Raw genomic sequence first — 14,108 nt, 5'->3', positions numbered from 1 at the left:
AATTTCTGGCGGCGACCACTAGCCTGCGAGCATGGGCGAACTGTCGCGATCGGCGCTGCACGACCGGCACGTGGCGCTGGGCGCCAAGCTGGCTGACTTCGGCGGCTGGGAGATGCCCATCGAGTATCCCCGCGGGGGCGTCCTGAAGGAACACGCGGCGGTCCGGTCGGCCGTTGGGATCTTCGATGTCAGCCACCTCGGCAAGGCCCGGGTACACGGCCCGGGTGCGGCGGCTTTCGTGAACTCCGTTCTTACCAATGATCTCTCCCGGATCGCTCCCGGCCGGGCCCAGTACACGTTGTGCTGCGATGAGGAGAGCGGCGGTGTGGCCGATGATCTTATTGCGTACCTGTACGCCGACTCCGAGGTCTTTCTCGTCCCCAATGCGGCCAACACCGTGGACGTCGTCCGCCGGCTCGACGCCGCCGCACCGCCCGGCGTGGCCGTCGACAATCTGCACACGGCCTTCGGGATAGTCGCTGTGCAGGGCCCGCGCTCGGCGGAGCTGATGTCGTCGCTGGGCCTGCCCACCAGCGGGGCCTACATGAGTTTCGTCCGGGCCCGCTGGCCGGGTGCCGGTACGGAGGTGATCGTGTGCCGGTCGGGCTACACCGGTGAACATGGTTTCGAGCTCGTGTCCCGGTGGGCGGACACGCCCGCGCTGTGGGACGCGCTGACCGCCGCGGGCGCCCCGCTCGGAGCCCTGCCCTGTGGGCTCGGCGCCCGCGACACCCTGCGGACCGAGATGGGCTATCCGCTGCACGGCCAGGACCTGTCGACATCGATCACTCCGGTGCAGGCCCGGGTGGACTGGGCGGTGGGCTGGGGCAAGCAGCGGTTCTGGGGCCGGGACGCGCTGCTGGCGGAGCGCGCCACCGGCCCGGCGCGGCTGCTGTGGGGGCTGCGCGCGACCGACCGGGGCATTCCACGGCCGCACATGACGGTGTACGGGCCATCAGGGGTGCCCGTGGGCGAGGTCACCACCGGGACGTTCTCGCCGACGCTGCGGACAGGTATCGGACTCGCCCTGATCGACCGCACCGTCGGCGAGGGCGACACCGTCCAGGTGGACGTGCGCGGCCGGCCGTCGACGATGGCGGTTGTGCGGCCGCCGTTCGTCCCGGCCTCCCCTCGGTGAGCCGGGCGCGGCCCGCGCCCGCGGCCATGGCGCCGAGGTGAGCCCTGTCTTCCGGACGAGCGTTCCCGCGGCAGCGGGACGCTATCGGAGACCGAGGTGGATCCGCGGGCCCGCGGGGATGTTCAGGGTCATGAATATCAGCGTGACCGTCGCCGTGACCTCGATGAGGGCGCCGAGCACATCCCCGGTGATACCGCCGAGGTAGCGAACCAGGAAGCGCCGCAGCAGCCAGCCCGCGGCCGTCCCGGCGGCGACGGCGGTCACCGCGCGGACCGCGTGGCCGGCATCCCCGCCGTCGATGTCGAAGCGCCCGGCCAGAGCCGCGACGACAACCACCGCGGCGACGGAGCAGGCTGCCTGCCACGGCTGTACCGAGCGGGCGACGAGAGCGCCGAGCCCGGTCGGGTGCGCCGCCGGCGCGCGGACGCAGGCGAGTGTCGCCGCGAGCCGCCCGGTCATGGCGGCCACCACGATCGACACCGTGCCCCGGTGTTCCCTGATCGTCAGGGACAGCGCGCTGACCTGGATGAGCACCGCGAACACCAGGGCCAGCGTGCCGAAGGCACCGAGCCGGGAGTCGCGCATCGCGGCCAGGGCGCGTTCCCGGCCGGCGCCGAACCCGTCGGCCACGTCAGCGAGCCCGTCCAGGTGCAGGCCCCGGGTCAGCAAGGTCAACGTGGCGATCCCCACGGCGGCCGGGAGCAGGGTCTCCGGCGGCTGGCCGGGCGTCTTCGTGACGATCCTCATGCTGACCACGGCCAGCGCGGTGACAACCCCGAGGACGAGGCCGACCAGCGGCGCGATCGCCATGGCGCGTCCCATGGCGCGCCGGTCGATGGCGACCGGCCCGCGTACGGGCAGTACGGACAGCAGGGAGAAGATCGTTCGGATCGGCACCGCTCAGGTGGTGGTCGCGGCGGGCTCGTTGCCGGTAGTGGGCTCGCGGCCCGCGGTGGGGCCGTCGCCCGCGGCGGCGGGCGTCCCCGTCTTGTCGCTGACCCCGGCCTGGTCGAACGTGGCCATCTCGGCAAGTGTCGCCTGCGCGGCCATCAGCAGGGTGACGGCGAGTAGCGCACCGCTGCCCTCGCCGAGCCGCAGGCCGAGGTCCAGCAGAGGATCGAAGCCGAGTGACTCGAGCGTGAGGTGCTGCGCGGGCTCGGTGGACCGTGTGCCAGCGATCCACCATGCCTTCGACCCTGGCGCGTGGGCTTCGGCGACCAGCGCGGCGGCGCAGATGACGACACCGTCGAGCACCACCGGGGTGCGGCGGACGGCGGCCTGGGCCAACAGACCGACAAGCACGGCGAGGTCCGCGCCGCCGATCACCCGAAGCAGGGCCGGCGGGTCGGCGGCGAACGGCCGGCCGCGGCGCATCGCGTCCCGGATCGCGGCTGTTTTGACCATCCACCGGGCATCGTCGATACCGGTCCCGCGCCCGACCACGTCGATCGGTTCACGGTCGAGCAGGGTGGCGACGATCGCCGCGGAGGCAGTGGTGTTCCCGATGCCCATTTCGCCCGGGACGAGCAGGTCAGCGCCGGCATCCACCTCCTCGTCGACGATCGTGCGGCCGATGTCGAGCGCGCGCGAGACCTCGTCCGCGGTCAGGGCGTCCTCGATGTCGATCCGCCCGCTGCCGCGGCGGATCCGGTAACGCCCGGCCGGAGCGGTCCCGTCCACTCCGCCCGGCCCGCTCGGCTCGTCGGTGTCCACACTGACGTCCACCACGCGCACGGAGGCACCGACCGTGCGGGCCAGGACGTTCACGGCGGCGCCACCGGTGGCGAAGTTCGCCACCATCTGAGCGGTGACTTCCGGGGGGAACGCGGAAACACCCGACCGGGCGACGCCATGGTCACCGGCGATGACGATGGCCCGGACGCGCTGGAACGGCCGTGGCGGGCATGTCCCCTGCGCGCCGGCAAGCCAGACCGAGACCTCCTCAAGGCGCCCGAGCGCGCCCGGCGGTTTGGTCAGTGCTCGCTGTCGCTGACGGGCTGCGTTCATGGCGTCGCTGTCGAGAGCTGGGGCCGGGGTTCGCACAGGGTCTTTACTACCCGATGGGCGGGGCTGGCCGGGGAAGTGGTGCTCGGGTGGTGAGATCCAGTGGCTCCGGCCGAGCGGGAACTTTCCCCGCCCCGCCCGGCCCCACGCCGAGCGGCCGCTTCGGCCACATGGCCTCTCCCATCCCAGTCAGTCCAGTTTTGTCCTGTTCTGTCTCATCCTGTTCCGCCGTCCCCGATTCTTGATCTATGCTTCTGTCGCCGGCCGCTCTCGCTCCTTCGATGTTTCCCACGCGGACGTGAGCTCGACGAGATCGGACCAGTCGGCGCCGTGGCAGGCCGCCTGCCGCGCCAGCTGCGCCACCTCCGCGTTCAGCCATGCGGCCGGCCTACCGGCGGAGGCGGCAACAGCGCTGGTGATGTGCTGTTCGGCTTCGTCGATGTCAGGGCGGAGCCGGTTGAGCGCGGAATCCGCGGCGACGATGTCGAGCAGTGTGGTCAGTCCACCCGCGCCGGGGCTGTCGGCGTCGTTGAGGCGCTCGCGGGCTTCGGAGAGGAAGGGCGCGGCGGCATAGGTCTGCCGGGCCAGTACGAGGGCGCTGGCGGCCATCGTCGCGAACAGCGCGGGATGGTAGCTGTCGAGGGAGTAGGCGGCGGTGGTGCCGTGTGCGGCGGGGGGCAGCCGGTCCATGCGCTTCTGTGCCCAGCCGATCGCGGCAACCACGCCGACCGTGTCGCCCAGGTGCGCCATCGCCGATGCCTGGGCGATCGCCAGCATGACCGCTACGGGTGCGCCACCGGCGTACCGCTGCCCCGTCTGGGCCAGCCGCAGGGCATCGAGCCACCGCCCCTGCCCTCGTGCCGCCATCGCCAGGACGGCATGGGCGTGGGCGATCGTCGGCCAGTCCCCGATGCGTTCGGCAACCGATTCCGCGTGGCTCAGTACCCGGACGCCGCAGCCGGCATCACCGCTGTCGATGAGCGCATTGCCCTCCAGGACGAGGATGCGGGCATGCAGGGCCTGCCAGTCGCGCCCCGCGGCGGGTGACTCGTCCCAGCGGGCCGATACCCCGACGTGACGGCTGAGGTTCCATGCCCGCAGCGCTGTCTGAGCCGGCGGGGTGGAGCCGTATCCGTCCACCAGCGCCTGCAGGGCGCCGGTAAGCCTGGCCAGATCCCCGGTTCTGCTGTCCAGGCGGATGCCCATCCGCTCACCAGGCATGGTGAGTCCCGTAACCGCGGTGAGACCGGCGGTCGCGATGAGTCTGCGCCGATCGACATCCATGCGCGACTCCAGGCGTCAGCCCCCTCCTCGCGCAAGTCTCCGGCGGTGTCGCGCGTGTGTCGATGGTTCTTCCTCCCCCATGCCTGTCCGGTAGGCGACGCGCTGAGCCGGACTGAAATTCTGGATCTTGCCTGTCGGTCTTGCCCGCCGGCCGGCGGGCTCGTCGGCGACTGCCGCTGGTCGCTTGGCGACTGCCGCTGGTCGTGAAGTATCGGGCCCGTACCTGTGACCTCTGTCGACCCGGGTCCGCGGGAGGCCAGCCAGCCGGCCCGCACCCGGCCACCGGTACAGGTCCCACGGACAAACAATCAATGTCGACGTCAACGCCGACACGCCCGGCACGGGGCGTGGGTCAAGAAGCGGGGCTGGGGCGGGTAGATCGCGATCTACCCGCCCCAGCCCCGCGACACCACGTCCCTGTGGCCGGTCGCCCTGAGCCAGTCGCGCCAGAACGCAACGGCCTCGTCGAACATCGAGATGATCTCAGGATCGGTCAGGATGTGCGGTGGTCCGGCTGTGCGGGCCACCCACCCGTGGGCGCCACTTCATCTGGTGCGGGCGAAGCCGGGCGGGGTCAAACGGTCGTAGCGACGCTGGAGAAGGTGCCCCACAGAGGGCGGTGCACAGCGCGGCCCATCTGCGGGAGGCCGGATCGATCGGGGGGATGAACTGGCCGAGCACGCGCATCACCTGGTCGGCCGGTGCCAGGTCGAGCATCCTGGCCAGCAGCACCACGGGGCGCAGGTGTTCGGGCACGGCAGAGCGGCTGGTCGTCATCGGCGCACGGTTTCAGGTCGGGCCTGGCTGCGACGGGAACCGGTCGCCTCCCGGTCTCTCGCACCGGCGGGACAGGGATGGCCGACGCCAGTCATCGAGGTCGCGCAGCGCGTCAGCGACCCGCCGCAAGGTCCCCGGATCGGTGCGGTAGACGACCGGCTCCACCGGCTCCGGCCCCGCCAGCGGGGTCCGTGCCGGCAGCACCGCACCTGCGTCCGTCGTCCGCGGCTGCGACCGCAACCCGCCGGGGATCCGCCCCCAGACGACCTTTCCGCCCGATTTAACCCAATACCATGACCATTGGGTGCACAGCGCGTCGACCATAAGCAGGCCACGCCCGTCCTCGCTGAACACGTCCGGGTTCGTGATCTGGGGACCAGCAGCATTGCCGTCCCACACTTCTATGAGGACGTTTCCGATGGTGGCGGTCAGCCGCATGGCCACGACGTCTTGCGGGCGGCTTGCCTTCGCGGCATTCGAGGCCAGTTCACAGACGACGATTTCAGCGCTGCTCACGGCATCCGCGTTCACCGACCATTCCGTGAGCGTGCGGACCGTGCTCATGCGCACCTCGGGAATGGCGGCGGCGGTCGGCGGGAAGCGCGCCACGGCCACCCGGACCATCGGCGACCGGTCGGTCGCAGTCATACCGAGCCCCTGGTCGTGTCCGGCTGGTATCCGGCCAACATGGCACACAAGATCATCACCGCCCATCGTCGCTGGCTTGGCACTGTCCCCGCCGGGCCTTGCCTTGCGGCGGTCGTCCGACAGGGACAGCGGACTGCGAGGAGGACGCCCCGGTGCGACGAACCCCGGGCCGGTGACCGGCCCCGCCTGCACCGGAGCGCCCTCGAAGCGTGATGATGGACCCCTGCACCTTTAAATGCAAGTACACATACAACCCCACTTATCATGGATGCAGAGGTCAACAGGCCGCCAACGGCCAAGGGCAAACTGCGATCAAGTACGGACGTCCAGCGGCGGAGGAAGCGTGGCGAAGTCGTCAGCAGGGCCAACGGTGCGCAGCCGTCGACTCGGGGTAGAGCTGCGCAGGCTGCGGGAAGCAGCCGGCCTGACTGCCGAGGAGGCAGGCAGGGCCATCCGCGCGTCCGACGCCAAGATCAGTCGTATCGAGAACGGGCGGGTCGCCGTGCGGACCGTCGACGTCGCCGATCTCCTGACGCTCTATGGCGTGGACGGTACCGATCAGCGGGAGGCGATCATCACTCTCGCCAAGGAGACACGTCGGCAGGGCTGGTGGCGCAGCTTCGGTGACGTCGTCCCGCGCTGGATGGAGGTCTACATCGGACTCGAAGCCGACGCATCGTCGATCAATACCTACCAGACGTCCATCGTGGCTGGATTGCTCCAGACACCGGAGTACGCCACAGCCGTGATTCGTTCGACGTGGCCGGAGCTTCCGGACGAAGAGGTGCGCCGCCGCGTGTTACTGCGGACGAGCCGTCAAGAACATCTCAGCCGGCCGGAGCCACCGCGGCTGTGGGTCGTGCTGGACGAGGCCGCGCTCCGCCGGCCGATCGGTGGACGCAACGTGCTGAACGCCCAGCTCCGACATCTGGTCGACGTCGGAGCCAAGCCGAACATCACGATCCAGGTACTACCGTTCGACATCGGCGGGCACGCCGCACTCGGAACCACCTTCACCCATCTGCGCTTCCCCGACGACGAAGATCCAGAAGTCGTCTACCTGGAGGTCTTGACGGGCAGCTTGTATGTTGAGAAGCCCGACGAGGTGCGGCAGTATAGAGACAAGCTCGACCATCTCCGAGCCCTCGCGCTCAACCCCAGCGCCTCCGCCGAGATGATCACGAGCTTGTCGAGGGAGCACTCATGACCAGCAAGATCGAATTCGACCGGGACAGCCTGTCCTGGCAACTGTCCAGCTACACCAACGGCAGCGGCGAGTGTGTCGAGGTTGCCACGCTGCCGGAGGAGGGACGCGCGATCCGGGACTCCAAGGACCGAGGCGGCCCCATCCTCGTCTTCACAGCGGCCGAGTGGAGAGCGTTCGTCGCGGGCGTCCGGGACGGGGAGTTCGACTCCTGACTCAGCCAGATCGAAGTCCCCTTGCCTGTGACGGCTGCTGCGACGCTTGGCTTTCGCCCGTCTGTTTGATGCGCGTCCGGCAGTTCCCGTCGCCGGTCAGTCCGATGACCGATCAGCGCGGCCCCACAAGCAACGGCCTGTGCAGACTGCGAAATGATCAGTCGCTGGTGAGGTTGCTGGGCGCGTCAAGGTAGGCGTCGAGCAGAGCGTCGCATTCAACTTTGAGTGCTTCGGGAATGACTTCGACGAAGTGATTGAAGGCGCGGGTTGCGCACAACGTCCCACAGGGAGCAGACTGCGCCGTCATACCTGTCCCAGGTGACTACAACGAGGCGTGGTACGTAGGCGAGGAAGATCGCTCCGACGGACATGGTGCCTGGTTCGAGAGTGGTCACGAGGGTGCAGCCGGTCAGTCGCCACATGCCGAGTGCCTGGGCTGCTTGGCGGAGCGCTAGGATCTCGGCTTCGTCCGGTCCGTAGATAACCGCGCCGACCGGTGCGTCGTCGGCATCGGGGTTGGGGAGGCCCTTCGCCCCCATTTCCAGCGCGCGGCGCATCCAGGGCTCGTACTGGGCGGTGGGGATCGGCACGGCCCCACTGTGCCGATTGCCGGCTCGGGGGCGCGGAGGGGTGTGGACGTCCGAGAGGGTCTCGAAACGATCAGGGGATTCCTTCCCGGCCTTGCGGCCTGACCGGCTCTGCTGAGGGCTTCGTCGGCCGCGTGCTGGCCCACTCGCCGCACTCGTCGTTGCCATCCGAGTCAGACGGGGCGTCGGCGGACCGGTGCGCCGACCGGGGACGGCCCTGATCAGCCCGCGTCAGCGTGCCGACGAACCGCCACGAAATCGTCCGCGCGAAGCCCAACATCCAATATGAGGACTGGGCAAACACCGCCTCCACCAGCCAATCCGCACTGCCCTGATAAACTCTAGGCTGTGAATATGCTTGCTCAGGTGACCTTCGCGCGTAGGCGTGATATCGAAGATCTCCGCGACCAGGTTCGTGAGTCTCGTCTCGCGACCTTTCCTTCGTCACGCGACTATCCGTTGGTAAGGCTAAGCGCGATCGTCACGCAAGCATTGCAGGAGAAGTTTGCGCGTTCCGATCTCACGGCAGAGATCGACTTGATCTCCCGAGAGAAGTTCGGTGCCGATGTGACGGTTAAGATGCCGACGCTCCTCAAAGAGGCGGGTGCGAAGGAGTTCGTTAAGATCTACATTCCACGGGCCATCGAGGCCCTACAGGTCGAGGAGTTCAAGAAAGTAATTTCCGAGGCCACCGCCAAAGGCATCTACATTAATCTCACACTTTCCGATGACTGGCTGGCACAGGCCGTTCAGGGAATCAACAGTCTTGGCGATAGATTTGGCGAGAACGACAGTGCTGCCGGGCAGACCCTCATCGTCGAATACTCGTCGCCGAACGTCGCGAAGAAACTTCACGCCGGACATGTCCGGTCAACTATCATTGGGCACGTGCTCGGCAACCTGCACCAAGCATGCGGGGCGCTCGTATACCGGTTGAACCACATCAATGACTTCGGCGGATTCGGTTTTATGCTTGAGGGATATCGCCGTTTCAGCGATATGTTCCCCGTGACCATGACCAAGAACGATCGCCTGCTTGAGATCTACGCAATCCGCCGCGCACTGGAGAGGGTGGTTGCCTCCGGCGAAGGGCTGGGTGGCGCCAGTGAATCGGACGCCGCCGTGCTTCAGCGCTATTTTCCGGGCCTGGACAGCAAGGAGGCGATTGAGTCTGCCTTTAAGGGTTACGCGGAGGCGTCGGATGCCCGCTTTGCAAAACTGGAGGGCGGAGACCCAGAGGAAGTGGAACTCTGGTCCAAGATGGTGGACTGGAGCCTTGCAGATTTCCGTTCTTTCTATGAAGCACTCGACATCCACATCGACTTCACGATCGGTGAAAGCTTTTACTTCCAGGCCGGTAACGAGGTGATCGAGACCGCTCTGCGCGACGGCAGCGCATTCGAGTTCACAGAGAGTCGCCTGCGCAAGGAGATAGCTAGGATCGAGCAGGCCGTGTCTGCCGGCGAGATCACCTCCGCCGTGCGCGACCGGACCGTGGAGTTCGCACGCAAGGATTTCGGAGCTATCGTCGTCCCTCTTCCAGGAAACGAGCGGTTCGTCGTCCGTAGGTCGGATGGCCGGAGCATCTACGCGACACGCGACGTCGGAGCGATCAAGATCCGCCGTGACATTTTCGACCCGTCCGGCATCTACTATGTCGTTGGCCAAGAGCAGCGTGTCCATTTTGCGCGGCTCTTTCAGGCTGCCGAGGTCCTGGGTATCGCAAGCCGTGACGAACTGGACCTCAGACACATCTACTTCGGCTTCTACGTCGATGAGAAGACCGGCCGGAAGCTCTCAAGCAGAGACAGCGTCGCGGGGGTGAACGATCTACTAAAGATGTCGTTCGAGCACTTTTGGAAGAGGTCTGCGGAGCGCGGCACGATGACGGAGGAGGAACTCTCCGTCGCCGCCCAGCAATTGGCGGTCGGCTCGCTCGTCTTCAACGACCTCAAGCAGGACATGAAGACGACTGTCGCCATGGCTCGCGGAGATCTTTCTCCGACTCTGACGGCCTTTGAGAAGTCAGGGGGACCGTATGTTGTCTACACCGCATGCCGCGCACGGGCAATTCTACGGAAGTGGGGCAAGCCCGTGCCGAGCCTGGTTGACCTGACGCATTTCGAGGTCAGCGACCAGGAGGCGCAGCTTATTCTCAAGTTGCAGGAGCTGCCGAATAAGATTACAAGAGCAGCGGGCGACGATAGTCCGGCCATTCTCGTCCGCTATCTACTAGATCTGGCAGCACTCTATAATTCCTACTATACGACCTCGCCGGTCCTTGAGGGCGAGACCGCCAACGAATTTCGACTGATGGTTACTCGTGCCGTTCAACACACGCTGGTTAACGGGCTGCGTCTCTGCCACGTCGAGTGTCCCCCAAAGATTTGACGTATAGCACTCTGAAGACGCCGTGCCGCGAATTCTGAGATCATCAAACCTACTAAAGGGAATCTAGGCTACTGGACTTTAGCACGTGCCCTGACCTGCGATATTGCGATTGCCTTCGGTCCAGTAACCCAATTTCGGATTAGTAGTGCCGTGCAATGAGAAGATCTTAATTCTTTTTCCGCCCCCATTCTTTCGAATGTCATCGATCTCTGGTTTCGATGTTGATCAAGCTGTCGGCGATCGAAGACGAGTCACGCGTGGTGTAGAATACGCCGGTCATTTCAATGCAAAAGGGGAAAATCCCGGTATCGGTGTCGGCTGGGCGCGCGTGCGCCACTGAGGTTCGGTACCGCGGTGGCCGACGGGGCGGTCCCGCGATACCACGGGAAACCAGTCGCCGATCAAGGAAGTTACCGGAAAGGGACTTTATCCGGAATTATTGGCAAGCAGGGCCTTGAAATCCCGGTGAAGGTGCTCCACCTCGGCTATGATCTCGTCTGCCGTAGCATTCCAGTCAAACGGCTCCGCGTTCCGATTCCAGTGGCCGACGAACCGGTAGATAGTCTCCCGATCATCGATCTTCAACAGCTCGTGCGGGGCCATCTACCGTCCAGTCTGTCGACGCTACCGAGATCATCCTATCGGAGTGTCGCTCCGACCGTTTGAACCCGCCCTAGATGGCGTAAGAGATCCGCGCGCCGGTTTCCATTCACGCCACGGCGTCAGGTCCCGACAAATCAGGCCCTCCAAGATTTCGAAGTCTGCTTGGTATGAGTCGCGGAGTTCCAAGGCGTTCGTAAGATCAAGTTCCGGTGCGATAAGGCCGCGAGCCTTGAACTGCAATAGGGACGCGGCGTTTTCTACACGCGTGGGCACAGCCAACTCCATCGGCTCCAGGCCAAGGAATTCGAAGACAGTCGCCAGCAGACGCCGGCCGTGGTCGCGTTCCCAGTCCTCGTACAGGAGGATCAGCATCTGTTCAGGCCGGAAGAGTTGAGAGTACCGCATTAGGTGCTGGCCGTAGAGGCCGCGTTCCCGATAGCGCCATACGTAGCTCCACCCTGCTGCCCGCCGCCGCTCCTCCAGAGCAAGTACGCGACCGAAATCGGCCTCCGGTTCCGTCTCGTCCATCCGTTCAAGCCGGAAGCTTGAGAAGGCGCGCTCGACGGGATGCCGAAGAACAGCGATGATCTTCGCGTCGGGTGCGCTCCGGTGGATCGACTCCGCTGCGCTCGACGACGACAGATAGGCCGGTGTCACCTCGACGCCACGCTGCTCCGGCGTGCAGGCCCGGTACAGGGTGAGGTAGCCGTCGTGGGACATAACAATGCGATCCAGCAGCTCGGGGTCGGCCGGTCCGTGGAGCGTTTCCAGGGCATCCCTGACGTGATAGCGGGGCTCCAGGATGGAGGGCACGAACAGCTGCGGCTGTTCGGCGAGGTAACTGCGCAGAGTGCTCGTGCCGGCGCGAGCCGACCCGACGACGAAGATCTCTGGTTCCTTTACCAGGGCAGGTCCCCCCATCCAGACGGGGTAGTCAGGTAAGTGAGGTCATCGCCGGGACCTGGCGTTACCAGTACCCGCACGCACGCGAACGGCACCTCCGGTCGCCTGTAGTCGAAAACTAGAGGGAGCCGACCCGCATTGCACGCCATCTCCCCGAGGCGGATCAGACCGTCCGTTCCCTGTATGCTCGCAGGCATCCACTCGTCCCATTCGAGTTCGGGCGTACCGGCCTGGGCCGAAAGCCATTGCACGGCTCCGTTAGGAACAGCAGCCCACTTTCGTTGTTCGGCCCTCTGGAACGCGAACGCCTGGGCCACTTCCCGGAGCGCCTTGACCGTGGCATCTGTCAGGCTCAAGCCGGCACCCATGCCCAGTAGAGGAAATCCGAGCTCGGCCAGGCTGGACACAGCGACGACGACATGGACATCCGGCAAGGGCGACGGTACCCGAAGTGCGAACAGCGAACGGTCGCGAGCGCGTCTGTGGTAGGAGGTCATGATCTCTACGATCTCATCCTCGACCCGGTCGAGGGGAATCCTCGTGCCCACTCGGGCCTCGCGCCACCACGCATTGACAGCTTCTCGCTCGACATATTCCAGAAATCCCGCGACAAGGGCATCCTCGCGCGTCTCGCCCACTGCCATCCCCGTGGCGCCGCCGAGTGTCGGCCGACGGTGCCGATGGTAGCAACGCCCAGCGGGCACGGCCATCATTGATGTCCCGTCAGATACGGAGCAGAGGACCCACTCCTCCTCCGCGCAGCACTGCAGGTCCTCGCCCGCCAAGACCACGACTCTTCGTGCAGAGCACAGGTGAGCCCGCATCGGAAGGGCCTGTCTGCGAGACAAGATCGGATCCTGCGGCTGCCGGAACGTGCAGTATCGCTCCAGCCCTTCGAGAGCGGCCCGGGCAACGGCCTGCAGCGCTGTCAGCCCACTGCCGAAGGCGTCCCGGCAGGGGTTCACGCCGTAGGTGATCGCCCCGTCCGGTGCGACCTCGACGGTTGAGCCCTCACCGCTGGCATCGGCGTAGCGCGCTGTGGCCACGGGAATGGGTGCGTCGCACTCCTTGACCAACCTCGGAGGCTCGACCAGACCGGTGACCGAGCCGAGCAGAGGCTTCAGCTTTTCCCATGCACGGGCCAACCCTGTCGGCGGGTTCAGCTTGGAGGCAGCGGGTTCGCCCGATTGTCTCGAAACGCGGTGAGGAGGCCGTCCATGCCCGCAGTCGGCGTACGCCAGGACAGGATGCAGAGTGTTAGCGGCCTCGACCTCGCTCGCCTGCAGGATTCCCGGGTGGCCGTCGGAGACGATCGCTCGTAAAGCGGATCGTGCCAGCTCGATCGCGGCTCGCGACGGTGGCGCACCGATAGTGAGCCTCGTGCAGGAGCCGTTGGACAGACTCGGCCAAAGGGCTCGCAGAACGTCGTCGTGGCCGATCACGCGTCCCCGCAGGCAGGCCCGACACATCGCTTGCTCAGGTCCGCCAAGCGGGGCAGACACCTGGACTGTGCCTCCGCGGAGTCGGCAGACAGCCCACGACCGAGCGGTCGGAACGCCGGGGGGATGGAACAGGACCAGATCGGCCCAGCTCTCCATCAGGAACAGGACAGTTTCGTTGGATTCTGGTTCTTGCTCCCACTCATCGTGAAGCCGATTGATCCGTGCCCGCTTGAGCCGAGGAGGCCCGTGTCCGACATCCCGGCTCAAGTTGGGGCCTGGCTCGCCGAAAGGCGTTGGCGCCAGGAAACCTGCCCGGTTCAGCGCGGCGGCAATGGTCTCATGGACCCGTTGGGGGCTACCGGCTTCCAACGACGACGTGTTTGTTGGAGGGCTGGCCAGGAGAGCTACTGCGGACAGCGCAGATGGCGTCGCCCGGAAACGTATGACGGGGCCACCGCGACGATGGAGGAGCAGCGTCCGGCCAACCAGGAAAACATCAATGTCGAGTGCGAGCTTCGGCTCCATCGTCATCAGCGGCGATGCTGCCTCGGCGGAGTGTATGGGTATACCTCGATGATCAGATGGATGCGGTCGACATCACCACAGTTGTAGACGGCGTGCCGACGCAAGTTGTTAATCTCGTACGCCCGGCCCGGCTCTAGATGATACCGACTTTCCTCGACAGTGAAGGCCACCTGGGGTGAGGTAACAATTGGCAAATGGATCTTGTTGGGGATTTGCGAGGACTGGTTTAGGTCAACATGCTCAGCAATCACAGCGCCCGCCCTGAGGCGGGAAAGGACTACCTTCGCCGGACGGTACGATTCGAGACTGAGTCGGTCCGCGACCAGATCGATCAGTGGCATGACGCAGTCATACCACCCGCCCCAGTGCTCCGTCGGCCTAGAGGGC

Annotated in this window: 14 protein-coding genes; 4 read left to right on the top strand and 10 right to left on the bottom strand. The window is 65.9% G+C overall.

Features of this window, described 5'->3' with window-relative positions:
• Window positions 1-31 precede the first annotated feature (31 nt).
• On the top strand, window positions 32-1,138 hold the full coding sequence (gene gcvT / locus MJ797_RS16855) for a glycine cleavage system aminomethyltransferase GcvT (protein WP_239335936.1): 1,107 nt from the start codon (window positions 32-34) through the stop codon (window positions 1,136-1,138).
• An 81-nt stretch (window positions 1,139-1,219) separates the two neighbouring features.
• On the opposite strand, the gene MJ797_RS16850 is transcribed toward gcvT, so the two are convergent.
• The 5 genes from MJ797_RS16850 to MJ797_RS16830 all read right to left on the bottom strand — a co-directional run bounded on the left by MJ797_RS16850 (window position 1,220) and on the right by MJ797_RS16830 (window position 5,851).
• Entirely contained in the window at window positions 1,220-2,035 is an 816-nt protein-coding gene (locus MJ797_RS16850; protein WP_239335934.1) for an adenosylcobinamide-GDP ribazoletransferase, read from the bottom strand.
• Between the two features lie 3 nt (window positions 2,036-2,038).
• Entirely contained in the window at window positions 2,039-3,145 is a 1,107-nt protein-coding gene (gene cobT, locus MJ797_RS16845) for a nicotinate-nucleotide--dimethylbenzimidazole phosphoribosyltransferase (protein WP_239335974.1), read from the bottom strand.
• A 243-nt stretch (window positions 3,146-3,388) separates the two neighbouring features.
• The gene (locus tag MJ797_RS16840) at window positions 3,389-4,426 is read right to left on the bottom strand and encodes a hypothetical protein (RefSeq protein ID WP_239335933.1); all 1,038 of its coding nucleotides are present in this window, start codon (window positions 4,424-4,426) and stop codon (window positions 3,389-3,391) included.
• A 483-nt stretch (window positions 4,427-4,909) separates the two neighbouring features.
• Window positions 4,910-5,203, bottom strand: a complete 294-nt coding sequence (locus tag MJ797_RS16835; RefSeq protein WP_239335932.1) for a hypothetical protein — start codon at window positions 5,201-5,203, stop codon at window positions 4,910-4,912.
• Window positions 5,204-5,215: 12 nt separating this feature from the next.
• A complete protein-coding gene (locus MJ797_RS16830; protein WP_239335930.1) occupies window positions 5,216-5,851 on the bottom strand; it encodes an ATP-binding protein in 636 nt (211 codons plus the stop codon).
• A 343-nt stretch (window positions 5,852-6,194) separates the two neighbouring features.
• Between MJ797_RS16830 and MJ797_RS16825 the strand changes: the two genes are divergently transcribed.
• Complete coding sequence (locus MJ797_RS16825) at window positions 6,195-7,058, top strand: helix-turn-helix transcriptional regulator (RefSeq protein ID WP_239335928.1); 864 nt, start codon at window positions 6,195-6,197, stop codon at window positions 7,056-7,058.
• Window positions 7,055-7,270 carry a DUF397 domain-containing protein gene (locus MJ797_RS16820; protein ID WP_239335926.1) on the top strand — a complete coding sequence of 72 codons (216 nt, stop codon included), beginning with the start codon at window positions 7,055-7,057 and terminating at the stop codon, window positions 7,268-7,270. The genes MJ797_RS16825 and MJ797_RS16820 overlap by 4 nt, the downstream gene beginning before the upstream one ends.
• A gap of 215 nt (window positions 7,271-7,485) precedes the next feature.
• On the opposite strand, the gene MJ797_RS16815 is transcribed toward MJ797_RS16820, so the two are convergent.
• Window positions 7,486-7,860 (bottom strand): nucleoside deaminase, encoded by a 375-nt coding sequence (locus tag MJ797_RS16815; RefSeq protein ID WP_308128331.1) that lies wholly within the window; start codon window positions 7,858-7,860, stop codon window positions 7,486-7,488.
• Window positions 7,861-8,211: 351 nt separating this feature from the next.
• Here MJ797_RS16815 and argS point away from each other — a divergent pair, with 351 nt between their 5' ends.
• The gene (gene argS, locus MJ797_RS16810) at window positions 8,212-10,248 is read left to right on the top strand and encodes an arginine--tRNA ligase (RefSeq protein ID WP_239335924.1); all 2,037 of its coding nucleotides are present in this window, start codon (window positions 8,212-8,214) and stop codon (window positions 10,246-10,248) included.
• A 426-nt stretch (window positions 10,249-10,674) separates the two neighbouring features.
• Here the strand turns inward: argS and MJ797_RS16805 are convergent, their stop codons facing one another.
• From MJ797_RS16805 to MJ797_RS16790, 4 genes are all read right to left on the bottom strand, one after another.
• Window positions 10,675-10,851 carry a hypothetical protein gene (locus MJ797_RS16805; protein ID WP_239335922.1) on the bottom strand — a complete coding sequence of 59 codons (177 nt, stop codon included), beginning with the start codon at window positions 10,849-10,851 and terminating at the stop codon, window positions 10,675-10,677.
• 30 nt (window positions 10,852-10,881) lie between these two features.
• Window positions 10,882-11,772 carry a sulfotransferase gene (locus MJ797_RS16800; RefSeq protein WP_239335920.1) on the bottom strand — a complete coding sequence of 297 codons (891 nt, stop codon included), beginning with the start codon at window positions 11,770-11,772 and terminating at the stop codon, window positions 10,882-10,884.
• Window positions 11,751-12,800 carry a YcaO-like family protein gene (locus tag MJ797_RS16795; RefSeq protein ID WP_239335913.1) on the bottom strand — a complete coding sequence of 350 codons (1,050 nt, stop codon included), beginning with the start codon at window positions 12,798-12,800 and terminating at the stop codon, window positions 11,751-11,753. Before MJ797_RS16795 ends, MJ797_RS16800 begins: the two co-directional genes overlap by 22 nt.
• A gap of 926 nt (window positions 12,801-13,726) precedes the next feature.
• On the bottom strand, window positions 13,727-14,108 hold a 382-nt coding region (locus MJ797_RS16790), incomplete at its 5' end, for an aspartyl/asparaginyl beta-hydroxylase domain-containing protein (protein WP_239335911.1).

This window comes from Protofrankia sp. CiP3 (assembly GCF_917627345.1).
GTDB lineage: Bacteria > Actinomycetota > Actinomycetes > Frankiales > Frankiaceae > Protofrankia.
Note: the sequence above shows the minus strand (reverse complement) of the source record. Positions and strands in the feature narration are given on the sequence as shown.